This window comes from Natronococcus occultus SP4 (assembly GCF_000328685.1).
GTDB classification, from domain to species: domain Archaea; phylum Halobacteriota; class Halobacteria; order Halobacteriales; family Natrialbaceae; genus Natronococcus; species Natronococcus occultus.
The window spans coordinates 2933150-2959131 of record NC_019974.1 but is presented as its reverse complement, the minus strand read 5'-3'; the positions used below and the strand labels follow the sequence as shown (position 1 = coordinate 2959131).

The 25982-nt window shown below is 64.2% G+C and carries 24 protein-coding genes and 1 pseudogene; 15 read left to right on the top strand and 10 right to left on the bottom strand.

The window, feature by feature from the left end:
* Nucleotides 1–111: 111 nt before the first annotated feature.
* A complete protein-coding gene (locus NATOC_RS14615) occupies nucleotides 112–3381 on the top strand; it encodes a S8 family serine peptidase (protein WP_015322235.1) in 3270 nt (1089 codons plus the stop codon).
* A 1148-nt stretch (nucleotides 3382–4529) separates the two neighbouring features.
* Here NATOC_RS14615 and NATOC_RS22900 read toward each other — a convergent pair.
* Nucleotides 4530–4746 (bottom strand): annotated as a pseudogene (locus tag NATOC_RS22900) (hypothetical protein); the annotation flags it as partial.
* Between the two features lie 32 nt (nucleotides 4747–4778).
* Between NATOC_RS22900 and NATOC_RS14610 the strand changes: the two are divergent.
* Entirely contained in the window at nucleotides 4779–5033 is a 255-nt protein-coding gene (locus NATOC_RS14610) for a hypothetical protein (protein ID WP_049888795.1), read from the top strand.
* Nucleotides 5034–5115: 82 nt separating this feature from the next.
* Here NATOC_RS14610 and NATOC_RS14605 read toward each other — a convergent pair whose 3' ends face one another.
* From NATOC_RS14605 to NATOC_RS14580, 5 genes are all read right to left on the bottom strand, one after another.
* Nucleotides 5116–6048 carry an NAD-dependent epimerase/dehydratase family protein gene (locus NATOC_RS14605; protein ID WP_015322234.1) on the bottom strand — a complete coding sequence of 311 codons (933 nt, stop codon included), beginning with the start codon at nucleotides 6046–6048 and terminating at the stop codon, nucleotides 5116–5118.
* 1398 nt (nucleotides 6049–7446) lie between these two features.
* The gene (locus tag NATOC_RS14595) at nucleotides 7447–8664 is read right to left on the bottom strand and encodes an O-antigen ligase family protein (RefSeq protein WP_015322233.1); all 1218 of its coding nucleotides are present in this window, start codon (nucleotides 8662–8664) and stop codon (nucleotides 7447–7449) included.
* A gap of 124 nt (nucleotides 8665–8788) precedes the next feature.
* Nucleotides 8789–9253, bottom strand: coding sequence for a universal stress protein (locus NATOC_RS14590; RefSeq protein WP_015322232.1), 465 nt, complete (start codon nucleotides 9251–9253; stop codon nucleotides 8789–8791).
* 73 nt (nucleotides 9254–9326) lie between these two features.
* Nucleotides 9327–9809, bottom strand: a complete 483-nt coding sequence (locus NATOC_RS14585) for a metal-dependent hydrolase (RefSeq protein WP_015322231.1) — start codon at nucleotides 9807–9809, stop codon at nucleotides 9327–9329.
* A complete protein-coding gene (locus tag NATOC_RS14580) occupies nucleotides 9802–10428 on the bottom strand; it encodes a hypothetical protein (RefSeq protein WP_015322230.1) in 627 nt (208 codons plus the stop codon). The genes NATOC_RS14585 and NATOC_RS14580 overlap by 8 nt, the downstream gene beginning before the upstream one ends.
* Nucleotides 10429–10917: 489 nt before the next feature.
* On the opposite strand from NATOC_RS14580, the gene NATOC_RS14575 reads away from it, so the two are divergent.
* Together NATOC_RS14575 and NATOC_RS14570 are read left to right on the top strand one after the other, a co-directional pair.
* Nucleotides 10918–11754, top strand: a complete 837-nt coding sequence (locus NATOC_RS14575; RefSeq protein WP_015322229.1) for a hypothetical protein — start codon at nucleotides 10918–10920, stop codon at nucleotides 11752–11754.
* A gap of 818 nt (nucleotides 11755–12572) precedes the next feature.
* Nucleotides 12573–12839, top strand: a complete 267-nt coding sequence (locus NATOC_RS14570; protein WP_015322228.1) for a HalOD1 output domain-containing protein — start codon at nucleotides 12573–12575, stop codon at nucleotides 12837–12839.
* Here NATOC_RS14570 and NATOC_RS14565 read toward each other — a convergent pair.
* Nucleotides 12832–13218: a DUF7344 domain-containing protein gene (locus NATOC_RS14565; RefSeq protein WP_015322227.1), complete on the bottom strand. Its 387-nt coding sequence runs from the start codon at nucleotides 13216–13218 to the stop codon at nucleotides 12832–12834. The genes NATOC_RS14570 and NATOC_RS14565 overlap by 8 nt on opposite strands.
* Before the next feature lie 303 nt (nucleotides 13219–13521).
* A complete protein-coding gene (locus tag NATOC_RS14560) occupies nucleotides 13522–13974 on the bottom strand; it encodes a hypothetical protein (protein ID WP_015322226.1) in 453 nt (150 codons plus the stop codon).
* A 163-nt stretch (nucleotides 13975–14137) separates the two neighbouring features.
* Here NATOC_RS14560 and NATOC_RS21970 point away from each other — a divergent pair, with 163 nt between their 5' ends.
* The 3 genes from NATOC_RS21970 to NATOC_RS23085 all read left to right on the top strand — a co-directional run bounded on the left by NATOC_RS21970 (nucleotide 14138) and on the right by NATOC_RS23085 (nucleotide 16201).
* Nucleotides 14138–14323 (top strand): hypothetical protein, encoded by a 186-nt coding sequence (locus tag NATOC_RS21970; protein ID WP_015322225.1) that lies wholly within the window; start codon nucleotides 14138–14140, stop codon nucleotides 14321–14323.
* 370 nt (nucleotides 14324–14693) lie between these two features.
* A complete protein-coding gene (locus NATOC_RS14550) occupies nucleotides 14694–15017 on the top strand; it encodes a hypothetical protein (RefSeq protein WP_015322224.1) in 324 nt (107 codons plus the stop codon).
* Between the two features lie 1025 nt (nucleotides 15018–16042).
* On the top strand, nucleotides 16043–16201 hold the full coding sequence (locus NATOC_RS23085; protein WP_015322223.1) for an HVO_A0556 family zinc finger protein: 159 nt from the start codon (nucleotides 16043–16045) through the stop codon (nucleotides 16199–16201).
* A 107-nt stretch (nucleotides 16202–16308) separates the two neighbouring features.
* Here the strand turns inward: NATOC_RS23085 and NATOC_RS14545 are convergent, their stop codons facing one another.
* A complete protein-coding gene (locus NATOC_RS14545) occupies nucleotides 16309–17883 on the bottom strand; it encodes a polysaccharide biosynthesis C-terminal domain-containing protein (RefSeq protein ID WP_015322222.1) in 1575 nt (524 codons plus the stop codon).
* A 323-nt stretch (nucleotides 17884–18206) separates the two neighbouring features.
* Between NATOC_RS14545 and NATOC_RS14540 the strand changes: the two genes are divergently transcribed.
* The 3 genes from NATOC_RS14540 to NATOC_RS14530 all read left to right on the top strand — a co-directional run bounded on the left by NATOC_RS14540 (nucleotide 18207) and on the right by NATOC_RS14530 (nucleotide 21065).
* The gene (locus NATOC_RS14540) at nucleotides 18207–18479 is read left to right on the top strand and encodes a phosphatase PAP2 family protein (RefSeq protein ID WP_049888792.1); all 273 of its coding nucleotides are present in this window, start codon (nucleotides 18207–18209) and stop codon (nucleotides 18477–18479) included.
* A gap of 317 nt (nucleotides 18480–18796) precedes the next feature.
* Nucleotides 18797–20017 (top strand): Cdc6/Cdc18 family protein, encoded by a 1221-nt coding sequence (locus NATOC_RS14535; protein ID WP_015322221.1) that lies wholly within the window; start codon nucleotides 18797–18799, stop codon nucleotides 20015–20017.
* A 391-nt stretch (nucleotides 20018–20408) separates the two neighbouring features.
* A complete protein-coding gene (locus tag NATOC_RS14530) occupies nucleotides 20409–21065 on the top strand; it encodes a hypothetical protein (RefSeq protein WP_015322220.1) in 657 nt (218 codons plus the stop codon).
* Nucleotides 21066–21186: 121 nt separating this feature from the next.
* On the opposite strand, the gene NATOC_RS14525 is transcribed toward NATOC_RS14530, so the two are convergent.
* Nucleotides 21187–21429 (bottom strand): hypothetical protein, encoded by a 243-nt coding sequence (locus NATOC_RS14525; protein WP_015322219.1) that lies wholly within the window; start codon nucleotides 21427–21429, stop codon nucleotides 21187–21189.
* A gap of 903 nt (nucleotides 21430–22332) precedes the next feature.
* On the opposite strand from NATOC_RS14525, the gene NATOC_RS14515 reads away from it, so the two are divergent.
* From NATOC_RS14515 to NATOC_RS14495, 5 genes are all read left to right on the top strand, one after another.
* A complete protein-coding gene (locus tag NATOC_RS14515; RefSeq protein ID WP_157224635.1) occupies nucleotides 22333–22812 on the top strand; it encodes a hypothetical protein in 480 nt (159 codons plus the stop codon).
* 197 nt (nucleotides 22813–23009) lie between these two features.
* The gene (locus NATOC_RS14510; protein ID WP_083866598.1) at nucleotides 23010–23357 is read left to right on the top strand and encodes an HNH endonuclease; all 348 of its coding nucleotides are present in this window, start codon (nucleotides 23010–23012) and stop codon (nucleotides 23355–23357) included.
* A gap of 621 nt (nucleotides 23358–23978) precedes the next feature.
* Nucleotides 23979–24371 (top strand): hypothetical protein, encoded by a 393-nt coding sequence (locus NATOC_RS14505; RefSeq protein ID WP_015322217.1) that lies wholly within the window; start codon nucleotides 23979–23981, stop codon nucleotides 24369–24371.
* Entirely contained in the window at nucleotides 24368–25249 is an 882-nt protein-coding gene (locus NATOC_RS14500; RefSeq protein ID WP_015322216.1) for a hypothetical protein, read from the top strand. Before NATOC_RS14505 ends, NATOC_RS14500 begins: the two co-directional genes overlap by 4 nt.
* Nucleotides 25246–25965: a hypothetical protein gene (locus NATOC_RS14495; protein ID WP_015322215.1), complete on the top strand. Its 720-nt coding sequence runs from the start codon at nucleotides 25246–25248 to the stop codon at nucleotides 25963–25965. The genes NATOC_RS14500 and NATOC_RS14495 overlap by 4 nt, the downstream gene beginning before the upstream one ends.
* The last annotated feature ends 17 nt before the right edge of the window (nucleotides 25966–25982 follow it).

Below are 25982 nucleotides of genomic sequence, written 5' to 3'. Positions count from 1 at the left end.
AGAACTATACCAAAGAATAGAATAATGTTCACCGCTGGTATGTTACATTCCCAATCGGAGAACGCGCCTCGGAGGGTGCGCCGTGGGAAGCCGTAGCTACCGGCGTCTACCATGAGTGATCACGACAAGAGCGGATTCGAGAGACGCACAGTACTCAAGGGGCTCGGCGCGGCCGGCGTTATCGGTGGGGCGACCGCGGGTGTCGCCGCGCGGGACGTGACCCCACAGGACGCGGATAACCCGGCGGTCGACTCGGCGCTTGCCGACCTGTGGGCGGACAACGAGATGGTCAAGGTCGTCCTCCGGCTCGAGCGACTCGATCGGGCCCAACTTCAGGACGTCGGGCGAGACGAGGTCGTCTCCCAACTCCAAGCACACGCCGAGGCGACTCAGGAAGAGCTTCACCGGCGAGCCGAGGCACTCGACGAGGTTCGTGTCGCGAACACGTTCTGGCTCGCAAACGCGATCGTGCTGAAGGTCCGCACCGACGAGATCAGGCCGGACGACCTCGCCAGCTGGCCATCCGTTCGGTGGGTCCACCGCAACGTCGACTACCAGCTTCCGGAGCCGGCGTCGGTGACCGACGCCAGTACGAGCGCGGACGACGTCACCTACGGCCTCGACCAACTCAACGTCCCCGAGGTGTGGGACGAACTCGACGTCACCGGGGCGGGTGCCGAGGTCGCAGTCCTCGACACCGGGATCAACGCCGACCACCCGGACTTCGCGGCGTTCGACTCGGACAACTGGCAGGAGTTCGACGGCGACGGCAACCCGATCGACTCCGACCCCTTCGACGACAACGGCCACGGCAGCCACGTGGCCGGCACGACCGCCGGCCCGCTGGAGCCCGATGGCGACGTCCCCGCCTACGGCGTCGCTCCCGACGCGGAGCTGTGGCACGGGAAGGTGCTCGACGCACTCGGCGGCGGCACCTTCGATCAGATCATCGCTGGCATGGAGTGGGCCGTCGACGAGACCACCGCGGACATCATCGGGATGAGCCTCGGTGGCTCGCCGTCGGATACGGTCACCCTCGAGGCCACGGAGCATATCGCCGACGCCGGCGTCATCCTCTCGGCATCCAACGGCAACAACAGCCTCTCGACGCCGGGGGCGTTCTACTCGTCGTTCGGCAGCCAGGCGATCGACGAGAACTACGACCTCGCGGAGTTCGCCGTCGGCGAGTGGATCGAGCCCGAGGAGTTCTTCGATGATCCCGAGGAGATCCCGGACTACTGGGCCGACGAGTACGTCACTCCCACCGCCTCTGCGGCCGGCGTCGACGTGCTCAGCCTGTACCCCGATGAGTACGCAGAGATCTCTGGCACGTCGATGTCCCAGCCACACAAGGCCGGTGCCTTTGCGCTGATGGTCTCGGCGAGCGGTGATCTCGATCGGGAGTGGTTCGAGGAGACGATGGTCGACACCGCGTGGCAGCCCGAGCAGGCACCAAGCGAGGATCCGAACGCGGAGTACGGTCACGGCGTCATCGACGCCCTGGAGGCGACCCAGCAGGTCGCCCTCGATCAGAGTGTCACCGGCACCGTTACCGACACCGACGACAGCCCGATCGAGGGTGCCGACGTCACGGTCGCGGATCCCGGCACCTCGACACAGACCGACGCCGACGGCGGCTACGACGTGCTCGCGGAAGCCGGCGACACGACCGTGACGGCCGAGGCGTTCGGGTACGAGGCGGTCAGCCACGACGTGTCGGTGCCAGACGGTGGTACCGCCGAACAGGACTTCGAACTGCCCGCTGCGCTGGCCGCCGAGGTGGTCGCCGACCAGCCGACGATCATCGAGGGCGGCGAGACGATCACGACGACGCTCCATGCGGCACATCCCGAGACCGTTACGGTCTCGAACACGGGCGGCTACGGCGGCGACCTCGCGCTTACCGTCGACGGCGAGGACGCCACCCTCGGCGAGCCGGTCGCCCTCGACGGCGGAATCGGGGAGGTCGCGGTCAGTGTCGAGACGGACGCCGACACCAGCGGCGATGTCGAACTCGAGCACACGTTCGACGGCGCCGGCGAAACGACCAGCCTGACGACCGGGCCGACACAGGTCGTCGAGGAGCTGATCGAGGTCGCCGTCATCGACGACACCGAAGGCTACGGCGACGACTGGGTGGCCCTCCTCGAGGACGAGCTCGCCGACGTCTACGAGGTCGAGCACGTCGATTCCAGCGAGGCACTCGAGGACATCGAGGCGTACGACGCCTACTTCGTCCACGGGCTCGACTCCGACGAGTGGTACGAGGCCACGGCCGAGATCGGCACGATCTACACGGCCCAGAACCTCGGCCCGGACACACTCAGCCCGCGGGCGGAGCTCATCGACGATCCGGACAGCGTGACGACGGGGACCAACCTGGCGACCTGGGAGATCACCGAGCCCCACGAGATCCTCGATGACGTCGCCGAGCCCGGCGACGAGGTCGAGATCCACACCGACACCTGGGGCGACGGCGCCTCCTTCGGCGACACCGACGCCGACGTCTACGCCGAGGCGGCCGACGAGGCCAACGCCTTCGCCGTCGACGAGGAGCGCAGCGACGTGCTCCTGACAGCGATCGGGATCGGCTGGGTCGGCCCGGACGAGCTGACCGACGACGCGCTGGCGATCGTCGCCAACGCGGTCGCCTACGCCGCGGCGCCCGAAGACGACGACTGGGAACTGGCGCCGGCGGTCGTCAACGACGAGCAGCCCGGGATCCCGTCGGGTACCGGCGCCGATCTCGTCTCGCGGCTCGACGACCAGCTGGAGCTCGACGAGGAGATCGACCTGCTCACGGGCGCGGAAGCCGTCGACGCCGCCGAAGCGGGAGAGTACACCACGTACGTCGTCAACAGCATGGAGACGGACTTCGTCGAGGCGTTCGACGAGTATACGGCTGATGCGGAGACCAACGTCGTCTGGCTCGACCAGTGGGGTCGCCTCGAGGGGATCGCTGCGAAAGCCGACGTCCTTGGCAACCCCGAGACGACCGACGACGGCCGCGGTGGGGGCCCCGGATCCAACCCGGAACTCGAGATCGTCGCGGACCATCCGATCTTCGACGGCGTCGGGGACGACGGCGACTCGTTCCAGATCCACGACGCACACCACCCCGACCGCAGCTGGTTCGACGGCTACGATGGTGACGTCGTCGGCGAGATCCACGCCCACCAGATCAGCGGTGGCGGTGGCGTCGGCATCGACGACGGGAAAAGCACCGTCCTGCTCTCGAGCTTTGCCACGAGCGGTGACGTGACCGGGAGCGACTACTCCGAGGACGCAGAGACGGTCCTTGGCAACGCGGTCAAGTACCTCGTCGGCGCACTCGACGCCGACAGCGACGCCCAGTCGGCGATGCTGCCAGCCGACGACTGAGCGGCGCGTAGTGGCGTGGCAACCAGCGTGTCGCCGGCGGCCGGCCCACGTCCTGGTGCCGCGGTCGTGTATCGTACCTAGTGCGGTTGGCGCCAGGGTGCGGGAGCTGCCGTCCACCGACGACGGGACGCCGGCGAGTCGATCGGTGTCTCTGGTACTGAGGGAGAGTAGATTTCGTGTGCTCTGACAGAGCGCTGCCCAAAAGCGTAGCTTCCGTCCCTCACACTCGATCGTTTACCGGGCGGCGATCGTCAACGCGCTGGACGTGAGCGGGGCCGACGAGGGCCACCGGGGGAGAGTACATGTCGTGTGCTTTTCGGCTCACCGTATGTCGGTTACAGAGGGAGGAGGGGAGTACCGTTTGTATGCTTCATCCAGCGCTGGCGGGGAGAAGAGTGGAGTTCGTGTGCTTCCATCACCCTCCTGACGTGGCAGAGCCTCGGTTTCGTGTACGTTCTACTCGAGTGGGCGCTCGATCGTGTCTCGAGTCACGAGGCGATTTCCGTGGCTACCGGCTCGGGTGAGGGCGTACAGGAGTACTGTCCATTACCGCCGAACAGCGCGTACGCTTGACGCGCCCTCGAACCGGACGTTCGCGTACCGAGGTCGAGAGACGGAGACGCACCCTACCGGGGTAGATGAAGCCCGCTCTCTCGCCCGGGGGTCGTCCTGGCGCGACCCCAAACGGGGGTCGCTCTCGGACGCGGAGCGAGCGGACCCGCGACCCGCCCCACCCGTGGGCCCCCGTCTGTGACGGGCACCCCACGACTGCAGTCGTGGGAGGACAGCAGTTCGCTAACGTGGCCGAGTCAGAGTGTGAGTCGTGGGGCCGTCGGCTCTGTCGACGAGTCGTGAGAGCTCTCTCGCGTCAGATGGCGGCTGCGTCCGCCGCGGATCTGTTTTTCGATCGCGTGTCTGTCGGAACCGATCGGTGCACAGAGGGATGGGTCCGGTGACAGCTGGTGTCCTCGGTCACCCCTTCGAGAGGCGTCTCGAGCCCCGACCGACGACGACCGATCGAGGACGGTCCCTCGGCCACTCGCCCCGTCGGACTGGCTGCGTTCGGCGTGAATGGATTCGGTTTCCAGCGGATGCGTGCTCGTTCGAGCGTAGTCGCCCCGTGTCGAATGTGGACTCTCGAGGCCGACCTAGCTTGCTCCGTGGATGTCGGCTGTCTCCGGTATCGGGGACGACCCACCCGGGGTATCGGCGTCGGTCGGGGGCGGGGGGGACGATCCGCCGTTCCGTGTAGGAGAGGCCGTTTTTGCGCTGGGACTTCCGATGGACCGCGAGGTGGTTCTTCGAGAGGTCAAGCACGGCGTCGATCGTCCGCGAGACGAGCTTTTTGGCGTAGCTGTCACTGATTTTTCTGTCCTCCGACCACCGATTGCGAACAGATGGTAGAGCGGGTTTCCTGGAGGTCACCCGTTGATCACGAGAGCAGGCTCTGCTTCGATGAGCACGCTATCCGGGTTTCCCCGCGGGTGCTCGCAGCCACTATCGAGTACGACCGCCAGTACCTGAGCAAACGCTGTCGACAGCTCGCTGAAGCCGGACTCCTCGCATCAGGTGAGAGTGGTCTCTACCAGCGTACGGAAAGGGGTCGTTCGTATCTCGAGGGCGAACTCGACGTGAGCGGACCCGAGAACTGAACCAGGTTCGACATCCCAGGTACGCTGTCCCTGTCAGTTCCAACTCTGCTGGAGCGGTCGAGACGGAGCTACCGACGGCTGCTTAGTGCTGGCGGTACCACTCGACCGTTCGCTCGAGTCCCTCGCGGAGCGAGACGGTCGGCTCGTAGCCGAGTTCGGATCGAATGGCGGCGATATCGGCCCGACTGTGTCGGATGTCGCCCTCGCGGCCCTCCGTGTGTGTGATGTCGGCGCTTGATCCCGTCACGTCGACGATCGCCTCGGCCAGCTCCCGGATCGTGACGCTGGTTCCGGTGCCGACGTTGTAGGCCCCGCCCACTTGATCGGTGGTGGCCGCCTGCAGGTTCGCCTGGACGATGTCGTCGATGAAGACGAAGTCCCGCGTCTGGCCGCCGTCGCCGTGGACCGTCAGTGGCTCGTCGGCGAGCGCCTGGTCGCAGAAGACGCTGATCACCCCACTGTAATCGCCGGCGGTCTGGCCCGGCCCGTAGGCGTTGAAGTACCGCAGCGAAACGGTTTCGAGACCGTAGAGCTCGTGGTACCGGCGGGCGTAGTGGTCGACCGAGAGCTTGTCGATCCCGTAGGGGGAGGCCGGCGTCTTCGGGTCGGTCTCGGCGATCGGGACCCCCTCCGGGTGGCCGTAGATCGCTGCACTTGAGGCCAGCACGACCCGGGCGTCCTCGCGGCGGGCGGCCTCGAGTAGCTCGAGGGTCGCCGTCGCGTTGATCGCGTGGCTCCCCAGCGGATCCTCGACCGAGCCCTGGACGCTGACGAGGGCCGCCTCGTGGAAGATCAGATCGACGCCGGTGGTGGCGCGCTCGCGCGTGGCCTCGTCACGAAGGTCGCCCTCGATGAGGGTTGCGTCCTCGGGGACGGTGGCTCGCGTGCCCGAGCTCAGATCGTCGAGGATCCGCACCTCGTTGTCGTCGACGAGTGCGTTCGCGAGGTGGCTGCCGATGAAGCCGGCGCCGCCGGTGATCAGCACCGTCCGGTCGGTCGGCCGTGTCGTGGTCATACCCGAACATGCTGGTGGGTTCCTATATGTATACTGGTCTCTCTATGAAAGTAACATTTCGCCAGTAAAGGAGACAGCCGGCTGTGAGAACCCGTGGGCGCTGGCCGCCCCCTATTTCAGGTTCTGTAAAGATAGACACGTAGTTCTGCTGGAGTTTCAGAAAACAACTCCAGTCTGTTCCGGGGACGGCTCGGTCCGGAGCCTTCGCTCGGAGAGAGCCAGGCAACGCCGCGAAACGGCCGCTCTCCGGACTGGCGTCCGCGTCTCGAGGCCAGTTCTCCGCCCGGTGGCGTTCGGTGATGTTCACTGTCTCGGCTACGTGTTCGTGCCCGCGGCTGGCGATCGGCTAGCCGGCCCTGAAGGGGATTCATCTCGTCAGCAGCGACAGTTGCGAGCTGCTGTTCCCCCACTCCGACCTCACTCGGTGTTGGGAGCAGATGGGCTGTCCGCCTGGTGCCGTCGGGAAGGCTTCCGTGACGACAGCGCCTTTCGGGACCCCACGCTGCCTACGGCCGGTCTCGGGGAGTAGAACCAACTGTCCGTATCTCACTCTCGATCTCTAGGAGGTATATTGTGTGTGCTGAGCAATACTGGAGTCACGATCCCCAGTACGAACGGCACAGCCGCTCGTGAGCCAGCGGGAGTGGGAACGTGCTACTGCTCGCCGCTTCCGACCGCCGTGCTCCGACGCGACGCTGCGGGAGGCGCTCGCCGGTGTCCACGAGGGGGACTTGGCGCCGACGGTCTCGACCCCCGGCCCGGTGGCCACCGGCGGACGCTGCCGACACGGCTCCGGGGGTGACCGCAGTACTTGTCACAAAAGCTTCCCTTTTCCGACCGCCCCCCGTGGGTTGAGATAGCGGTCCACTACCGGTGGCGTCGGCCCTCGACCAGGCCGAGACGTGTGTCAGAGACCACTCCCCCTCATCTCCCGCCGCTGTCACTCATACGACCGGGTGGATCGCTGTTTTCGGCTCCGAGCCGCGACGAGGCGACCGTGCCGTGGGCCGAGCACCGACCGGCAGTTGCGCCTGCTTCTGGCGTGGGCCTCGGCAACGACAGCCGGCCGTTTCGGCGCTGTCCGGCGTGACCTGCGTCCTCGCTGGCGGCTGGTGCCTCGCGCGCCGAACGGCGACGGCGGTTAGACCGACACCGCGGCGTCCAACTCGTTCGAGGCTGTCGCTGCCGCACCCGGGCTGGTGGTCTCAGAGAGGGACGAATCCGGGCGTTTGAGGGGGCCACGGACGACCACGTCGGGGTGCCGACCGCCGCTGCCCACTGGCTGACGCCTCTGCGACGCGGTGAGGGGGTGGCTGTGACCGAGCAGTAACGGGAGTCGGGGGAGCCCCGCCTCGGCGGTCGTCGGGTTTTTGGAATCGCTCTCCGTGGTCACGGCGATCAGCGAACCTGGAACTTCGAGCGCAGTTCGGTGACCGGGCCGTCAGCGTCGGGCGAGTACAGCAACAGGCCCAGACACAGCCCCAGGGTGATCGAGGCGGGGCTGAACCCACCGAAGAACAGCGACTCGAAGCCCATATACAGGAAGATCGCCACCGTAAGCCCGACGACGAACGCGGTCCAGGGAGTCCACCGCGTGCGGATCCCCTGGCCCAGCGCGTAGACGAGCGCGCCCAGATAGAGGTTGCCCGCGATGAGACCCGTGTTCAACAAGGGATAGATGTAGGAGTTCTGCGGGCCGCGGGACTCACCGATCTCGGCGGCGGTATCCGCAAAGCCGATCCCCAGCAGCGGGTCCTGGGCGAGACGTTCGAGCGAGGCGACCCACTGGTCGACGCGGGTCAGCAGCGTCGTTTCCATCACCGCGCCGACGTGGCCGAGCCGGGTCACGGCGGCGACCCCGACGATGGCGAGCCCGATCCCGAGAACGCCGAACCGGCGGTCGAACCCCGACACCAGGAGGACTGCGCCGGCGGTAAAACCGACGAACGCGGCGTTGCCCTCGCTCAGGAGAAAGCCTACCAGACAGAGCCCGAGTGCGCCGAGCCACACCACCCCGCGGCGGGCCAGGACCGTGTACAACGCCGCGAGGCTGCCGACCATCATTACGAACCCGTAGTCGCTCGGGGTCTCGAAGAGCGAGGCCGTCCGAAGCCCCTCGATCCCCAGCACCGAGCCACCGACGGACTGATAGAGGTCCGCACTCGTCTGCAACTCATGGAGGAGCATGCCGATCCCGATCACTGCGAGCACGACCCCGACGAGCGTCAGGCCCATCGTAAACGTCTGCTCGCGGCCAGTGATCAGCGTCGGCAGCACGACCACCAGCGCACCCACCGCCAGCGGTGTGGCGACGATGTACTGCAGGAGGTCGGTGTGGGGGGCAACGGCGTAGTGTGCGAGCAGGCCGAGCCAGTAGCCACCGAGCAACACGAGAAAGACCGACTCGAACTGCAGCCGAATCTCGGGGTGGAACAACCCGTACGCCGAGACGGCAACCAGCGTCGTTCCCGTAACGATGTAGCCGACCCGCTGGGAGAGCGCCCAGCTCGTGATCGTGAGGCTCGCGATAATCGGCAGCAACGCGAGAACCGGCTCGTAGAGCGGAATCGTCGCCTCTTCCCGTGTGTCCCCCCAGAGTAGCTGTTGGACGTTCATCGATATGCCACTGTCACTACGAATCAGTTTTATTGAGGTATAAATTCCGATGGATATGTTGCTGGGACCGACACGCCGGGCTCGCCGTGCGGACGCCGACCCGCGCGGTCGTCGGCGAGCCCGGTTACCGGACGATCGTCACCGGGACCGGCGACCGCCGGGCGACCGTTTCGGCCACGCTCCCGAGGAGGAGCCGACTCGCCCCGGTCCGCCCGTGACTTCCGATGACGAGCCGATCGACGTCGTGGGCCTCAGCGGAGGCGATGATTCGCTTCGGGATGTCACCAACGAGGGCCTCGGTCTCGAGGGCGACGCCGGCAGCCTCGGCCCGACGCCGCGCGTCCGCGAGGAGGCGTTCCACCTCGGTCTCGCGATGGGTGCGGATCCGTTCGTAGTCGTCTCTCACCCCTGTCCCGGTCTCGGGGCTGGTCTTCGTCCCGGCCTCGACCCCGGTCGCTCCGTAGACCGTGCCGGGATCGGTCACGTGGATCGCGATGAGCGCCGCGTCGGAGAACTCCTCGAGGGCAAAGTCGAGGGCGGCCCTCGACTGCTCGCTGTCGTCGATCGGAACGAGTACGCGTGTTGCCATACCACACACTTCGACGGCGGCGTGAATAACGGTTGCCGACGCGAGTTGACACCAAGTACGGGCGCCGGTGAGCTCACCGCTGAGAGCGTGCATACCAGACACCAGCGGCGAGGACGGCGCTACAGAGGGCCGGCCAGCGATCGGTACTCAGATAGAGACCCGGCGACGGCGGATGAGAGCCCGTTATCGGCCAGCGGACCGCGTCGGCGTAGCCCGAGGGGGTGAGCAAGAGCAGATCGAGCGCGTGGTGGGAGGCCATCCCCAGCAGGAGGAGCGCGCCGGCGCGCCGGCGGTACGCTGGTGGGGCCAGCAGCGTTCCGATCGCCACGGCCACCAGCGAGCCCCCGAGGACGTGAAACGCGCCCCAGTCGAACGGGACCCCGAGGACGGCCGTGAGCAGGTCGGCCGGGAGGAGGAGCTCCAGCCGGTTGAGATCGGGGATCATCGCGCCGACCATCGCCACCGTGACGAACTGCGGGGTGAGCCACTCGTAGCGCCACGACAGCAGCGTCGCGAGAACGTATGCGGTGAGGATGTGGGTGAACAGCTCAGCCATCGCGCTCACCCCCGATCGTCGCGGCCTCGTCCGGATCCGCCGGCTCGTCGCCGTCCGGTGTCGCGTCGGTTCCGGCGGGCGAGACCAGGACCGACGGCGAAGCAAGCACCGTCCCCAGCGCCAGCCGGTGCTCGCGGGGGACGACCATGCGCTGATCGGGGTCGAACCGCCAGCCCGTGACCGCCCGGCCGAGTACCCACACCGCGCCGACGAGCGAGATCGCGTACATGTAGGGCCACTCCCAGGGCTCACGGGTGTAGGCCCGGTCGGTGGCGAGCGTGTTCGCGTCGGTGAGCGTTCCGTGGGCCGAGATCCGCTCGCCGACCGCGGGCTCGTCACCACGGACGATAGCGGCGTCCGCGTCCGCGAGGGTGACGCGCCAGGGCCCGTCCGCCGTGTCGAGGGCGGCGACGACGGGCTCGGTCGCGACGACCTCGCCGCCGAGGGTGACACGGTCGCCGACATAGCTCTCCGGCGTCGGCGCGATGTCGTCCTCGGTCGGATAGTCGTTCAGTGCCGGGTTGTACGTGACCGTTCCGTACCAGACGAACAGTCCACACAGAACGCCCACGAGCAGGCCGAGGGTGAGGAGTCGCTTCCAGTGGTCGCCGAGACGCATTCACTCGTTCCTTTCGGGCGGATCGGTTAACGATTCCGGAGCGTCCGACGTCGTGGTGTGTTGCCGCCCGGCCGTCGTGCGTCACTCGCGTTGCCGGCCGGTGTGACGACGACTGGGGTCCACGGCCTCGAACTGCCACAAGCCGCCACGGGAGATCAGTTCGGTGGCTGAGAGCGTTGCTCGGCAGCGCCAAGACGCGCGGTCGGTCCCCACCGCGAGGACCCGCCATCCAACCTGCCGGTCGAGCGGGCCGAGTCGTGGTGTGAGTGCCACTCACGTGGCTGGCGGGGGCGCGCTGACGAGAACAGGGAGCGCGTCGAAGGGGCGACTCACGAACAGCAGCGAGAGCGGGAACCGGCTGGACTGGCAAGCGACGGGTAGGCGGTTTATTACCTGAGATGCGAGAGCGAACGGGAGGGAGTAGTCTGGTCCTGCGGATAGTAGTCTGCACACTACAATACAGACAGCAGAAATATCTGCCGGACTGCAATGACGGACCAACCAGACGACGCAAACGAACGGGGCGAACAGTCCCGGCTCGGCCGTCGCTCGTATGTGAAAGGGATGGCTGCTACAGGCGCGCTGACGGCTGGTGGCTTTACGGTCGCTGGTGCAGGCCGTGACGACGAGAACGACCACGAGAAGACGCGGGACGAAAAGGAGACTCGCAAGGACGAGCGGGAGGACGAGCCCGACAAAAAGGACGAGCGGAAAGACAAACTCGGCAAAAAGCACGAGAGATATAAGAAGAAGGAGGAAAAGCACAAAAAGAAATATAACAAATACAAGGATAAAAAGGAGAAATACAAAAATAAATATAAGAAGTACAAAAAGAGGGAGAACGCGAAGAAGTGTAGGAAACAGAAGCGGAAATACAAGAAGTTCGGGAAGAAAGCCAGGAAACACGAGAAGAAATACAAGAAATTCAAGAGGAAGCGGAAAAGGCTGGAGAAGGACCGCAAGGGAGAGACGACGAAGCGCTGTCGGAAGCAGAAGACGGACAGAAACGACGGGAAGGACGCGAGCAAGAAGAGGAAGTTCGCGAAGAAGGAGGAGAAGTACAGGAAAAAGCGGGCGGAGTTCGAGGAGAAAACGGCGACGTACAAGAAAAAGAAAAAGAAATACAAGAAAAAGCGAAAGAAGTACGAGAAGAAGTGCAAACAGAAGCGGAAGCACGAGACGAAGTACAAGAAGTACAAGAAGAAACACGAGAAGTATAAGCGGTATCATAAAACGGCCGAGAAGAAGTACAAGAAGTACAAGAAGAAACACGAGAAGTATACGCGAAAGCGCAAGCAGTACGGCAAGAAGGCCAAGAAGGGATAGCGCCTGATTGCCGCCGGCGCAACGCAAACCACACCCGGCACCGAAGCCGGCTGTTCTCCCCTTTGGGCCCGCTTCGCTCGCTTTGTTGGGCCGGTGAAACAGCGTTCCGATGCGCTGGCCTCGGTCGTACCGCGTCGTCGAACCACGCGACGCACCTGGCAAAGGCCCCAGACATCGCACGCGGCACCCACTGCTCGCCCCGCTCGTGCTCGTGTGGGGCGCCGTTCGGGACGCGAACCGCCATCGCAGGTGCGACCTGCTGTCAGGCCAGCAGCCAGCTCGTGAGCGCCCAGCCCTAGACTGCCCCACGGCGGCTGAGACAGCGCCGCGCGGCTCCCGACCATCAGGGCAAACCCGTGGGTGTTCGTACGGTGGAAGATCGAGCCCGTCGACACGCCCTCGACCCCCCGCCCGGTCGTCGACGGACGTCCTCGTCCACGTTCCTGGACGCGCATGCGAAACCCGATCACTGCAGGCGCGACAGCCACGGCCGGCAGCCTCATCGCGAACTGCTGGCGCCGGCCGTCGGTCAACGCCAACAGGACCCCGACCGTCGCGACCACCACGAGCGGGAGTGCCGACGATGTCCTAGAGGAGCGCCAGATGCGGGACGGACACGACGTGCACTCCCAGCCAGTCGCCACCCACCGGGGCGAGAAACGGGGTGTCGAACCGCAGCCGGCGTTCGGCTGTGAGCTGGGCTGGCTCTCTCCCTCACGGTGTTGTCACGACACAGCGCCTGAAAACGCACCTGTGACTTTTACCAGCTCAGTCCATTTGGAGGTAGTGAGTGGTAGAACGCGGATCCCATTAGTACCATGACCGACAACACAAAGCGAACTGAGTATCGGACCGACTATTCGCCGGACAGACCGCTCGTGGTCGCAGTGGCCGACGCGATCGCGGCTGTGCGGGGGACTGATCCGGCGGAGCTGCCACCGCTGGCGGCGGCAGTTCCGACTGACGCGCTCGAGACGCTCATTAGGAGCGGGACCGACGCTACGATTACGTTCGCGTACGACGAGCTGGAGATCACCGTCGACGATCGCCGGATCGTGATCCGCGGGTCGGAGGCCGTCAGGTAGGCAGCTCGTGCGCCGCGCAGTGTTCGAGGCAGCTCTCGACGAGTTCCGGCAGGTCACGACGGACGAGCTGCTCGGATCGCTGGTCGTAGTCGACGAGCCGTGCGTTCCGCAGCTGTGGGAGATGACTGTGGACCAGCAGCGTTTCGATCTCGGCACCGACCTCGTCCGGGACGTCCTCGGCAGGAACCCCGTGTTCCCAGGCGATGATCTGGCGAGTGATGTCGGTCACCGAGGCCTGTGCTTCGTTCCGGAGGTAGTACAGGACGTATCGCCGCCGGGCGTCGCTGAGGGCAGCGAAGATCGCATCGAACCACGTCTCCCTCGTGTGGGTCCCGGTTGATGGCTCTCCCTTCCCCTGGCAGCGGTTGTTCTCCGTCATGAAGTAGCGTCTAACTGCGATAAAATAAAACGTTTTCATATTAATTGTGCAGCCAATTTAGGTTAAATTGAGGCTCTGCGAGAGCCCGGGCTCGCGGCTGTGTGTCGTCGCCGGCTCGACGGGTTGGTCGCTGTCGGGCACCGGGTTCGACGACGCCCGGGGGGTCCACACGGAGCCGAGACGCGACCGGCGACACGATCTCTGCTCGTGTCGCTCTCCACGGCCGCCACATGCCTTTTCGACTCTGTAGTGACCGTTCAGTACAGGCACCAATGTAGTACTCTGGTTGGTGATGGTTCGTCTCTATTGCAAGTCGAACTCATCGGGAAACTGGTCGTGGTTTTCAAGGACCATCTGTAGGCCATCTAACCTCTCTTTTATTTCCTCGATCTCCTGCTCGACTCCGATGAACCGACTCGGAATATCCCGTTCTAGTTCGGCTATCGGAAACCACCCATCTTCATCGTCGGTATAGTACAACTGGCCGTCAAGAGAACGGGCTTCAACGCGGTTGTGCCAGACTAGTTTTTCCAATCGAGATGTGACTAACGCGAGTCGAGATGAGTCGGCGTCTCTCTCATCAGTAAGTAGTTTTTCAGGAAACACCGTCGGTTTCTCATCTGTGAGATGGTCTGTGATTTCCGATACTGTGTACGCCTTCTCCGGATTCTTCCGGAGAAATCTCTCGACCTCTACCTCCAGAATATCGATGCTTGGGCTTTCGTTCCACTCATCCGATTCTATACTGATTGGCATAGTGTTGATTAATTTTGATAGTATTTGTTTATTTGGACAGGTTCCGAGGGCTCGTTCCCGCGACGACACTTCGGGAGGAACGAACAGGGATACCTCAAATCGGGGGAGAGACGGTAGCGGTAAACGAGCACCTCGCCGTAGCGGTTGGTTCGCCGAACTAGGGATGCACACAGCTCCACGGGAATCGCTCTACGCCACCCGCAAAAGCGCAAGGACGCCGACACCACACGCGAACAGCAGGCGCTGCACGGCGGGGCTGCCGTCGGTCGGGTGGGTGTCCGACGGGTTCCGCCACGAGACCCACGTCATCCGCCACGCCGAGGCCGCCGAACGCGTCGTCGACGACTGACGCGTCTCCGGCTCCAACGCCGGCAGAGATCCGCGCGTCGTCCTCGAGCTCGGCCCGACCGCCTGCGACCAGCTCGTCGTGGTGGCCGCGGTCGCCGCACTCGGCGCCCCCATCGCGGCCGTCCTCGAGGGGCTCACGGAGCGGCCCTCCGGGGTGAGCTACTGCGAGCACGACCTCGCCCGCAGCGACGCGCTCGAGCATGGGGGGTTCCCGTCGCGACGGCAGCCACGGCCATCGACGTGGGACGACCCCTCGAGGCCGACGGCAGCCTCGGGGATCCGGCCCTCACTGAGACCCTGTGGTTGAGCAAGCGGGAGGGGTTCGCGGCCTGTTCTCGACCTGCCATAAGCCGCCACGGAGGACCAGTCCGATGGCTGAGAACGCTGCTCGGCAGCGCCAAGACGCGCGGTCGGTCATCGATCTCTACCGCGAGGACACGCGATCTAACGTGACAGTCGAGTCGACACGCGAGTGGGCCGCGGCGTTTTGCGTGCTGTACAGGCAGTCTCACGTCTGTGAGCAGTTTGCCGAGGACGTCCTCGGTGTCAACATTGAAACGTGGCTGGGGTCCCATCCGGACGGTAGAGCTGTTCTTCTGGCTGTCCAAGAGACTCTCGAAGACCCCCGCTGGCAGGATCTCACGACGGGGTACTCAATGACGCCGAGACCGATCCCGGAGGCGAGTCGTGGGTGATGTCCACCGATATCGTGGAGATTCGGTACGAAATGCAGCTCGAGACCTGGGAGAATTCCATCCCTGATCTGTAGCTGGAACAAGTCGACATATCTAGACGAAAACAATTATTTACGTTTAATAAATATTCTTGGCACCCAATGCGTTCGCGGCGCCGACGGTCGGTGGCGGCCGCGGTCCGAGGACGGTGGGGAGCCAGCCGGGCGCTCGGCTCGTGAGCGATGGACCGGGCGTCACCGGCTCGGCCGTCGATGGGACGGCGGGCCACTACATGCCACCAGCCAGCCGACCCACCCGGGGTGGCCGCAGTAGTTGTCACGAAAGCGCGCCTTTTCCGACCCGCCCCCGTGGGTTGAGATGGCGATCCACTGCCGGTGGCGTCGGCCCTCGATCAGGCCGACACGTGTGTCAGCACCCACTCCCCCCGACCTCCCGCCGTTGTCACTCACGCGACCGGGTGGATCGCTGTGTTCTGTCTTCGAGCCATGGCGAGCCGACCGTGCCGTGCGCCGGTCACCGACCGGCAGTTGCGCCTGCTCGTTCCCCTCCGGAGTGTGTCTCGGCGGCGACAGCCGGCCGTTCCGGCGCTGCCTGCGAGTGGCTCCCCGTCCTCGCTGGCGGCTGGCGCCCCGCACACCGACCGGCGACGGGGACCCGTCCGTCCTCGGGGCTGGTCGAGATACGGGTCACAGCAACTGCGTCGAGTGTGGTGTGGGACTCTCGAGCCTGGGCAGTACCGACACGCTCGCATGTGCAGCTCCGAAGCCAACAGCGTGCTGTCGGGCGCGCGGTCCTGGCTCTCGACACCACGTCGCCGAGACGCGCTGGGCTGCTCGACACGGGGCGACGCCGTGTGTTGTGCCGTTGCTATCGGGCGGTATCTCGTTGCGCCGACTGCGTTCGACTCGCATCGGTGGGCATCCCCGTATTGCCGGCAGTCGGTCGGCGTCGTCGATACGGTGATACCGCACAGCTGGCCGCCGGTCGGGAGACGGCAGTAGTCTCAGTGGATTGTCGTTCGATATATGTTGAACTCACGAACGGAGACCGACCGGCTCTTGAGTACGCTCGCAGGCGATACCTGCGCGTACTGCGAGACGGAGACGCTCGAGCGCGGGACCCACAAGGGGAATTGGGCGGTCGTCTGTGCGTCGTGTGGGGTGCCCGGCGTCCAGGTCTGGTAACAGCGGGGCTCTAGCCGGCGGTGAGTATCAACGAGCTACCTGCAGGAAACAGCGTCGACGTGGGTCGGTATCCGCGAGTCGCTTGCCTCCGAATACGGCTTCGGTCGCTAGAAGTACCGTAACAGGCGGTTCTCGTCGTCGGCGTTCCGAAGGCGCCGACAGAGCGGACGGGCCATCGACCCGATCGGTTCGGGGAACTCCGTGAGAACGCGGACGATCTCGGTCAACTCGAGGGCACGGCAGAGGACGGCGATGGCGAGGAAGACGAGCAACCCTGCAGGCGGGACGACGAACACCGAGATCGGGACCGTGCCGACGATCGGGATCCCGATCGGCATCGAGAGCGCGTCGGCCATGAGGAAGATCGGGATCGCCGCGACGGCGGTGGTAGCGGCGACCCGTCCGTACCGGGCGTTGGTGATCGGATCGAAGCCGGTCTTGCGGGCGCTCCAGAGGTGGAAGATCGCCATCGAGCCGTACCCGATCGACGTCGCGATCGCTGCCCCGTGCATCCCGTGGGTCGGAATGAGGGCGGCGTTCAGGACCAGGTTGATCATCGCCGCGGCGCCGGTCGCGACGATCGGGTACCGGAGTTGGCCCTTTCCCTGGGCGATCGCGAGCATCGGGCGGGCGAGCGCGAAGCCGACCGCCCCGGGCAGCAAGAGGAGCAACGGCGCGATCACCGGTTCGGAGCCGGGGCCCCAGTAGATCGGGACGGCGACATCGGCGAGGGCAGCCATCCCGAGTGCCATCACCGCCGTGATCAAGCACGTGTACCGGAGCGTCCGACCCGCAACCTCGGAGATCTGCTCGACCTTCCCCTGGGACCAGAGTTCGGACGTCGAGTGAACGAACACCGTCTGCAGGACGATCGGCACGAACCAGAGGAACTCGGCGAACACGAGCGCCGCCTTGTAATGACCCGGGGCGTCCGCCGGGGCCATCGCCTGGAGCATCAGGATGTCGATGTGGTACAGCGACATCAAGAGGAACACGAGCACGATCGACAGCGAGTTGAAGGTCATCATCTCCCGTTTGGGGAGCATCCCGTCGTTCGTCTCGAGGGCGCCCCGGAGCGACTGCCGGGAGTGGAGGACGACCAGGCCGATGAGCGCGACCAGACCGCTCGCGAGGATGTGACCGAGCAGGGCCCCGACGACGCCGTAGCCCGCATACACGAGCGGGAGCGCAACGGCCACGAACGAGACGTTGAACAGAACCTTCAGTGATTCCGAGTAGCGCTCGAGGCCGAATCCCATCAGTGTCTTCCTGGCAAAGGGCCAGTACTGCGCCGTGAGTACCAGCGCGATGCTGACGTAGAAGTAGCGCGTAAACTCCTCGCGCCAGAGCCACTCGAAGAAGCCGAGGTAGGTGACGGCTCCGAGAACGCCGGCGCCGAGGACGGCCAGCAGCGTCGCCAGCCGGAAGTAGAAGCCGACGACGATCCGTTCCCAGGCGGGGTCGTCGCGGTCCTCGGCGACGTACTTCCGGACGCCGTCGGCGATCGGGGTACTGACACCGATCATGAACAGGGAGTGGGCAGAGAGGACCGTCACGTAGGCGCCGTAGTCAACCTCGCCGAGCCAGCGATAGAGCAGCGGGGACGCGATGATCCCCAGGATCAACGCGACGAACTTGCTGCTGGCGACTGAGAGAATCGCGCTCGTCAGACTCCGATTCAACTCTGTTCCCCCGGACGACTGTAGCGACCCTCCGACTCATATAAAAAGTAGCGAAAGCACATCGACCGCGGCGAGTCGACAGATGGACTGCCGTCTGTCACGGCACCGTTCGCCAGCGCTCGTGTCCGCCGGCCAAACGCGCTCGGTAACCGGTCCGTTCGGTGCCGGGAGACGCCAGACGAGAGGAGCACAGTCGCTGCACAACGACCGTCTCGCACTGCGCGATTTGAGACCGCAAGCGCCGTGCTCCGAGCGGCGGTCCCGGCGGCGTCCGCCGAGCTCGCGCTCCCGAGCATCGGGTCCTCGGCGGACAGCGTTTCCGCATGGTGGTGCTCGCGACACTGTGCTGGCTCTCGAGCCGGCGTCGAACCGCGCTCGTGATCGCGTCCGCCCTCGCCGGCTTCTCGCTGGTGCTCATGATCAAGGCCGTCCTCGAGCTGCCTCGACCGCCGGCGGCGCGCTTCCTGAAACCGCTCGCGGCCGACGCGGACGGCTTTCCGGGCGGCCACGCGTTCGCAGCCGTCGTCGTCGACGGTGGCCTCGTCTCGGCCTCCGACCGCGCCGAGGTCCGCCGGTACTCGTCGGCGCCCGTCTAGAACGCGACGAGTCCTCCCCCATCCCGGCGACATCGCCAGCGGCGGTCTGGGGTTTGTGGCCGTCCGTGTCCTCGTGTGCGTCCTCGTAGCGGATGAGCGGTAGGTCCTCACGGGTGCCCACATGGAGCGTGTCCTTCCAGCCCGATGGGTCCGTCCTCGTCTCGGTTGTTCGCCGGCGGACGCGAGCGGCGACGACACCGAGACGGTCGGGTGAACGCGGGCCCGCAGCTCCCGACACCGCGATGAGCGTTCACCGGTCGTCGGGGAGGCGATACGTTCATTGTGGCTACACAAGTAGTACGACCAAGTCAGATTTGATGAGCAAGTATGACGATCTCTTCGACGAGGTGACAGCCGACGAGAGCCTCTTTCGTGAGAAGGGCGTCCTCGATCCCCTCGCCGAACCGGACGAGATCCACGCCCGCGACGCCCAGGAGCGCGAGCTGGCGTCGCTACTCGCCGGGGTCCACGAGGGGTACCTGCCGCCGACGGTGACGATCTACGGCCCGCCCGGCACCGGGAAGACGCTGTCGACGCGGCGGGTCTGCCGGGAGTTCGCCAGTCGAACCGACGCGGTCGCCGTCGAGTACGTCAACCTCAAGGAGTGCCGGACGCTCTTTAGTGCCGCCAACGAGATCCTGTTCGAACTCACCGGCGAGAAGAAAGGCGCCTACGAGGGGTTGGACGGCGTGTTCGAGGGTATCTGGGAGGCGCTGGCCGAGTATCCGGAGTGGACGGTGCTGATTCTGGACGAGATCGACCACGTCCAGCACGACTCGAACTACGACCCCAGCGACTTCTTCTACCGCCTGTTGCGCGGCGAGGGCAAGCTCAAGCGGGGGGTCGATCTCTCCGTGTGGTTGGTGAGCAACGAGCTGCTCGAGGTCGACTTGCGGCTGGATAGCCGGGTCGAGAGCGCGATGAGCGACGAGGCGGTCTTTTTCCCACCGTACGGGCCGGACGAACTGGCGGCCGTCCTCGAACCCCGGCTCGAGCGGGCGTTTCGGGAGGGGACAGTGCCGGAGGAGGTTCGGGACTACGGCGTGGCGGAGGCTGCACGTCGCTGGGGGGACGCCCGGAAGGCCCTGACGCTGTTTCGCCAGGCCGGCGAGACCGCCACCGAGCGCGGGCTCGACCAGTTGACGAGGGAGTGTCTCGAGACGAATCTCGAGGCGACCGAGCGAGAGGCGACCGTCTCGAAGCTGCTCGATCTCCCGACGAATCACTTCCTGGTGCTGACGGCCGTCACCGGGTGGGACCAGGGTGGGGAGATCAAACAGCCCGTGACGACGGCCGACGTCCACTCGATTCTCGAGGGCGAGACGTTTCCCGAGGCGCTCCAGCTCGGGGAACGTGCCGTTCGGGGCGTGCTGACCGACCTCGAGACGATGGGATTAGTCGAGACCTGGATCGACTCTCGAGGACGGGAGGGCCGGGTCAAACAGATTGAGACGACGTTCGAGCCGCAGTGGGTGCGCGATAATAGGCTGCGCTATGTAGAGGAGTCGACGTATCTGGGGGCGGATACTGAGGACTAACCGGAATCTGGGCGGTTGACGCGCCCGACGAGTCGGCTGATATCAAACCGATGGACCGGCGATCGCAGCGCACTGGAGGGCGGTAACCGGACGTTTGAGGGCTCCACGGACGACCACGTCGGGGCGTCGACCGACGCTGATCACTGCCTCGACGCGCTGCGGTACGCCGTGATGGGCGCCACAGGGTGGTGAGTCCGCAGCGGCGCTAACGGGCCGCCCGTTCGGACCAGGGAGTGGCTAAACTCACGAGCTTATCAGGAGCTCGCGATCATATGGATGCAGACGCTCGGCTCACTCGCCGGGCCGTACCGTCAGCTGACGACGGACACCGATCTCGACGAGATGGAGTCGGATCTCGAGTTGCTCCAGATCGCCAGGGAGGTCCAGTCCGATGAATACACACCACATCGAACGCGAGATCGAGGCCCACCGCCTGATACTCGAGGAGCTCTCGCCCGACGAGCACCTCGGGCTGTTTCTGGAGGGCGTCGCCGACGACCGAGACGACTGGCTCGAGACCCTCCGCACGACCTGCCCCCGACACCGGTATCAGATGGCCGACCATGCGTACACCGAGCGCGGGCGGATCGCGCTGCTGTTTTGCCACCATGCGCTGTCTGACCTCCATACGACCCTGCTGTCCTTCGAGTTGGAACGCCAGTCCCAACACGCGCGGTGGGCCATCGATCTCCACAGCAACGAGAAGCCATCCGACGAGACCCTCGAGCGGGCAGCCGAGCGAGCCGAACGGCTTCGCGTGCTGTTCGGTGACCTGTACGTGCAGTACCACGCCTACGAGCAGTTTGCCGAGGCGGTCCTCGGCGTTTCCCTCGAGACGTGGTCTGAGACCCATCCGGACGGCGGGTCGGTGCTTGGGGCTGTTCGGGAGGTCTTCGAGGACGATTACTGGGTGGAACTTGCCACCGAGGATTGCAACGAGGGCGAGGTCGAGCCCGGCAACGACAGCTGGGTGACGCTCGAGGAGGTTGCGGCGATTCGGTACGAAGCCCTCCGGATGATGTGGGAGGACGCAGTCCCCGATCTGTAGCTGACGGTCTCGGTGCGCGTGCTATCGGAACTGCGTTGTAACCGTCACGTCGTTGAAGCGGGTGGTTCTCGAAACGACTACTATTCGGTGCGCGTGCTCTCGGAACCGGAGCTACCGTCGATTAGTCGCCCTCGCGCTCGCGTGGATCGTCGATCAGTTCGTACAAACCGGTCTCGTAGAGGTTTCGCACGTGGTCGTGCTCCTCGAGACGCTGGAGCCGCTGGCCGAGATACGTGCTCGTCACCTCTCTGCGTCCCTCGTCGTTCATCCGCTCACGCGCGTAGACTGGTGTTACACGTCCCTCGAGTAGATACTCCAGTAGATCCCGATCAACGTCGCGGAGATCGCTATTAGAGAGTGTCATGCCGTTTGGTTCGCATACTTGCATTACATACTTAGTGCTATCTGATCCCCAGCAGGGAACTCTTCGAGTACTGCTCGCAAGCTTCTAACTTGAGTTTGAGAAGCAAACTATATAATGCTGGGCACGGAAGTAGAGACTGGAGGAGTGCAGGGTTCCTGAGTAGAATCAGGCGGTGCTAGGACACCGCCTGCGCTTCTCGAGGTGCGAGAAGCATGTTAGCTACGAATTCCACCGTTGAAAAACGTGACGAGGTTGAATCGTGCGATCACGACTGGTGTCCGGGACCCAGGGGAGACGGGCTCCCCTGCTTTGCGTGTTTCCAGGTAGCGCACAGAACGGAGGGTAAGTCAGATGCCCGCTGATGAGACTTCGGGGTGTCTGACCGAGAGGCCGGAGTCGCTCGAAGACGGATCGGCTATCGTCGCGACCCCGACGCAGACTCTGGCGGGCCATCCGGTCGGTCGACAACCCCATTCCGCCGTCTGTATCGGTTGCGGCGCGACGCTCCGCGAGACCGATATCGTGTTTGCGTACGCATATCGCTGTGCCGATTCGAGAGCGTGGACCGTTCCGCGGCTGTTCTGTCACGGCTGTGCTCCCGACACGATTCGCTCGCCGACCCTTGGAGCGACCGAGGTCCTCGTCGGTGGTCGTCTCGGCTCGATCGCGCTGCCGACGTCGCGTCGCACTCGGCTGTGTCTGGCAGAACTCTCCCCTCGGGCGTTCAGCGGGCCGACGGAGGGCTGTTCACCATGAATGCCGTCGACACGCTCTTATTCGAATTCCCGATTAGGAGGACCGACCGACGATTGCGAGATCGGAATCGTCTTCCGAGCGATAGTCTTCGCTTCGAAGTCGAGAGTCCGAGCCGGTTCGCCGATGCAACGAGCGGTGGGATGTGAGATGAGCGTCGACTGTCCCCACTGCGATCGGGCTTTCGATTCGCACAGAGCAAAGTCGGTCCACGCGTCGCAGGTTCATTTCCCTCGAGTGCCGGCTACCCGGTGTGACCCGTACGGTCACAGGGAGATCGATACGAAGCACAACGGCACTCGTCACCGCGTCCAAGTTCACCGACTTCACGCGACGCTGCTCGTAGACGATATCGGAGAACTCGCCGAGAAGGAGGTCCACCATGTCAACGGCTGTCCGTTCGATAACAGGCTGGAAAACTACGAACTACTCGATACGGGGAGTCACCGAGCAAAGTCGAAGGAGACGTATCGCAACCTCTCCGGGTTCAAGGTTCTCTGTCGAGCGTGTGGCACCCCGAATCAGTTAACTAAACGCGAGGATACCAACTTCTGCCCGACGTGCGGTTCAGGAGTCGAAGTCGAAGAGATCGTCCGGTCGGAACCGATCGACTGGCGGATTCCACACTGAACGATGAGAGAACACACGAGAGTCCGAGGAGCGAAGCCACTATTGATGGGGGCAGATCGATGAGCCACAAGCAGGACTAGGTTGGACTTCCCGAGGCGGTTGGGCCGAACGTCGACGTCCCGGAGTTCGACGTACCCGAAGATCGTGGAGGTGACTGGACGAAACGTGCGAAGGAGGTTCGAAAGCGAGACAACAACATCTGTCAGCGCTGCGGGGACCACAACGGGAACTACGAGTTCTATCCCCTGTCGATGGAGGTCCACTACATCGTTCCGGGGAAGTACCTCCCGAAGGCCGACGCGCGTCTCGACCCGAATCTCGTTACGGTCTGTGGGAACTGCCACAATCACCTCAAAGGAGCACACGTCGAACGACAGTTCGCCGAAACCGATCGCAACGAGGCACTTCGCGTTCTTCGGGTATTGAAAGAGAGCGAGCAGACGTTGTACGCGCTCGAGCGCGAACTCGATCTGCCGGAAGAGCAGCTTCGGTCGCTGGTGTTCGCTTGTTCGCTGCGTTCAGTGGGTGTGGGTAAGAGTCGATAGTAGGCGTTTGGCATCGAGTTCGTGTTCGTCGACGTTAGATAACAGGTTAATTTCCGGTACGTGGATCTTCCACAAATTCGTACAATCCGCCTTTATTCAAACGACGAATCCACCCCGCATTAGTGAGATTTCGGAGAGCGTACTCAACTTGCCCTTTTTCGAGATCTGTGTGTTCACGAAAGAACTGGGGATTTGCACGCCCCCACGGTTCATTGCTTCCTCTCCCTTCTTTGAAAAGTTCAAGGATTACTTTTTCTCGTTCGTTCGGTTCGTAATTCCGATTAACCATTACTAGGTTCTCTACCATCACAGAACATAATACTACACCATATGCTAAGCAGTCCTCTAAGTATGCATCCAAGCATTTTGCTTAGCAAAAGTCTAAGTAGCAGAAGGTTGTAGACCCAGATGAGAAGCACGGATCGCCGCAGAACCGCTGTGGCCCGGTGCTGGAGACACCGAACCGCGCTTCTCGAGGTGCGAGAAGCATGTCAACTACGAATCCGATCGTTGAAAAGCGTACTGCTGAGGAATCGTGCAAACACGACTGGTGTGCCGGTCCGACCGGCGACCAGTTGCCCTGCTTCGCGTGTTTCAGCGTCCGCAGCACGGAGGAGGAAGATGGCCGCTGACGACTGCCGTCGGTACCGCGCCGAACATCGCGAGGAGCTGACCGTCACCGCGACGCCGGCGCAGATCCTGGCAGGCCACCCGGTCGGTCCGAAACCCGACGCGGCCGTCTGTATCGGTTGTGGATCGCCGCTCCACGAGACCGACATCGTGTTCGCGTACGCGTATCGCTGTGCCGACGCTGTGCAGTGGGACGTCCCACGACTGTTCTGTCACGGCTGTGCGCCCAGCCGGATCCGGTCGCCGACGCTCGGCACAACAGAACTGCTGGTTGGCGGTCGCCTCGGCACGATCACGCTGCCCACGCCGCGCAGCCCACGGCTGTGTCTCACCGAACTCGCGCTACGGGCATTCAGCCCGCCGGCGGAGGGATGTGCGCCATGAGTGCCGACGTAGCGATCGAGGAGTGTACGGACGTCTACGTCCGTCTCGAGTGTGATCTGCTGGTCGTTCGAGACTCGATTCTGACCGATCGCCACCACGCGTCGAACACGAATTACGAGGCCGACGATCCGCAGAACCAGATCGGCGGCATCATTCCCGCGTTTTCGCTGTCGGGCTGGCTCCGCCACGGGATGGAACGCGTCGTCCAAGACCGGGGTGGAACGGCCTGCCATCCAGGTGAGGCGAACGCGAACTTCCGAAAGGAGGAGGTCTACGAGCGCGATCTCGAAGACGGGTATCATCCGAAGGGAAGCTGTCTCGAAGAGACCGACGACGGCTGCGTTATCTTCGACCTCTTCGGTGGCTTCAACGCTCACCCGGGGAAGCTGATGCGTCGGCCGATCCGATTCAGCCCGGTCCGAGCGAGCGTCGACTACACGCGCGGTCAGGCCGAGGGTCACTACCGCCGGCTGAACAGAAACGTCGTCTCGCGCAACGATGCGGACGACCGCGAACCACTGCGTAACGTCGAACTGGATGCAGTCGCCAACTTGGACGGCTGCTGGCACCTCTCCTTCCGCGAGGTGAAGCCGGCATTCCTCGGGTTGCTGTGTGAAGCAATCGGCTTTCTCCACGACCACCGAACGGACTTCCGATACCAACTCGGCGGTGCGCGGAACTTCGGAGCCGGAGTCGTCTACTGTGAACTGCTCAATCCGCTGTACGAGGACGACGAACTCACCCGCGTCTTCGACCGTGCACGGACTCCGACGGACGCGATGGAACGGAAGGACGACCAGTGGGCCGACGACTACCGGCCAGCCGTCGTTGACGCGCTCCACGAACGGATCGACGATCACTCAAATAAAGATATATGATAATACAAGTGTATCGTCATGATGTCCACAAATTGACCGGCCAATCCCACGCCCACGCCGACGAGACGTTCGCAGGGGTGCCAGTCAATCAGTCGGTCCCGCACGGCGCGGATGGCGATGCGGCGCGACTAAGTCGGCCGTCCGGGACGCCGGAGTTGACCGTTCCTAACCATCCGTCGCCAGAACGACTGTCGCTGCTCACTGGTGAGTCGGCGAGCGATCGCTCGAAGCGGGATCTCGGCCGGGCCGTGCGGGAGCTCCTGACTGAGACGGATCCGGAGACGATGCACGCCGCCTGGCTGACGAGCGACGTCGCGGCGCTGTTCAACGAGTCACTATACTACCCCTACACCTCACTAAAGTATCACACGCTGTTAGTGGCCGCACTTGCGGACAACTACGCCAGCGGGCACGAGTTCGATGAGTTGCGGCTCGTGGTTGATCCACCCGACGAAATCGTTCCACATCGGACGGTCTACGCCGGTGATCGCTTCGCGCTCCGAATCGATCGGAACGCCAACCGCCGTCCGTCGGCACGGCTGGGAGCTCGTCCGTGGCGGTCGTGGGCGGCGGTCTGGTCGCAGTTGTCCGATCATCCGTTGGCCACGGACGGAAATCGGGATGCAATGGTGCTGGACGCGAACCTGCGTCGCATCCGAGCGTGGTCGACGGCACTCCAGTATCTCGAGGATTTCCAAAGCGCCTGTAGTGATTAGATGAATTAAAGATAACG

Excerpts from the sequence above, each read along its gene's own strand:
- NATOC_RS14500 (WP_015322216.1), top strand. The coding sequence starts at position 24,368 with ATGAGTGCCGACGTAGCGATCGAGGAGTGTACGGACGTCTACGTCCGT.
- NATOC_RS14605 (WP_015322234.1), bottom strand. The coding sequence starts at position 6,048 with ATGACCACGACACGGCCGACCGACCGGACGGTGCTGATCACCGGCGGC.
- NATOC_RS14505 (WP_015322217.1), top strand. The coding sequence starts at position 23,979 with ATGGCCGCTGACGACTGCCGTCGGTACCGCGCCGAACATCGCGAGGAG.
- NATOC_RS14540 (WP_049888792.1), top strand. The coding sequence starts at position 18,207 with ATGGTGGTGCTCGCGACACTGTGCTGGCTCTCGAGCCGGCGTCGAACC.
- NATOC_RS14570 (WP_015322228.1), top strand. The coding sequence starts at position 12,573 with ATGACCGACAACACAAAGCGAACTGAGTATCGGACCGACTATTCGCCG.
- NATOC_RS14525 (WP_015322219.1), bottom strand. The coding sequence starts at position 21,429 with ATGACACTCTCTAATAGCGATCTCCGCGACGTTGATCGGGATCTACTG.
- NATOC_RS14550 (WP_015322224.1), top strand. The coding sequence starts at position 14,694 with ATGGCTGAGAACGCTGCTCGGCAGCGCCAAGACGCGCGGTCGGTCATC.
- NATOC_RS14590 (WP_015322232.1), bottom strand. The coding sequence starts at position 9,253 with ATGGCAACACGCGTACTCGTTCCGATCGACGACAGCGAGCAGTCGAGG.
- NATOC_RS14495 (WP_015322215.1), top strand. The coding sequence starts at position 25,246 with ATGATAATACAAGTGTATCGTCATGATGTCCACAAATTGACCGGCCAA.
- NATOC_RS21970 (WP_015322225.1), top strand. The coding sequence starts at position 14,138 with ATGCACACAGCTCCACGGGAATCGCTCTACGCCACCCGCAAAAGCGCA.
- NATOC_RS23085 (WP_015322223.1), top strand. The coding sequence starts at position 16,043 with ATGTTGAACTCACGAACGGAGACCGACCGGCTCTTGAGTACGCTCGCA.
- NATOC_RS14515 (WP_157224635.1), top strand. The coding sequence starts at position 22,333 with ATGAGCGTCGACTGTCCCCACTGCGATCGGGCTTTCGATTCGCACAGA.
- NATOC_RS14560 (WP_015322226.1), bottom strand. The coding sequence starts at position 13,974 with ATGCCAATCAGTATAGAATCGGATGAGTGGAACGAAAGCCCAAGCATC.
- NATOC_RS14565 (WP_015322227.1), bottom strand. The coding sequence starts at position 13,218 with ATGACGGAGAACAACCGCTGCCAGGGGAAGGGAGAGCCATCAACCGGG.
- NATOC_RS14530 (WP_015322220.1), top strand. The coding sequence starts at position 20,409 with ATGAATACACACCACATCGAACGCGAGATCGAGGCCCACCGCCTGATA.
- NATOC_RS14610 (WP_049888795.1), top strand. The coding sequence starts at position 4,779 with ATGGTAGAGCGGGTTTCCTGGAGGTCACCCGTTGATCACGAGAGCAGG.
- NATOC_RS14535 (WP_015322221.1), top strand. The coding sequence starts at position 18,797 with ATGAGCAAGTATGACGATCTCTTCGACGAGGTGACAGCCGACGAGAGC.
- NATOC_RS14575 (WP_015322229.1), top strand. The coding sequence starts at position 10,918 with ATGACGGACCAACCAGACGACGCAAACGAACGGGGCGAACAGTCCCGG.
- NATOC_RS14585 (WP_015322231.1), bottom strand. The coding sequence starts at position 9,809 with ATGGCTGAGCTGTTCACCCACATCCTCACCGCATACGTTCTCGCGACG.
- NATOC_RS14580 (WP_015322230.1), bottom strand. The coding sequence starts at position 10,428 with ATGCGTCTCGGCGACCACTGGAAGCGACTCCTCACCCTCGGCCTGCTC.
- NATOC_RS14615 (WP_015322235.1), top strand. The coding sequence starts at position 112 with ATGAGTGATCACGACAAGAGCGGATTCGAGAGACGCACAGTACTCAAG.
- NATOC_RS14595 (WP_015322233.1), bottom strand. The coding sequence starts at position 8,664 with ATGAACGTCCAACAGCTACTCTGGGGGGACACACGGGAAGAGGCGACG.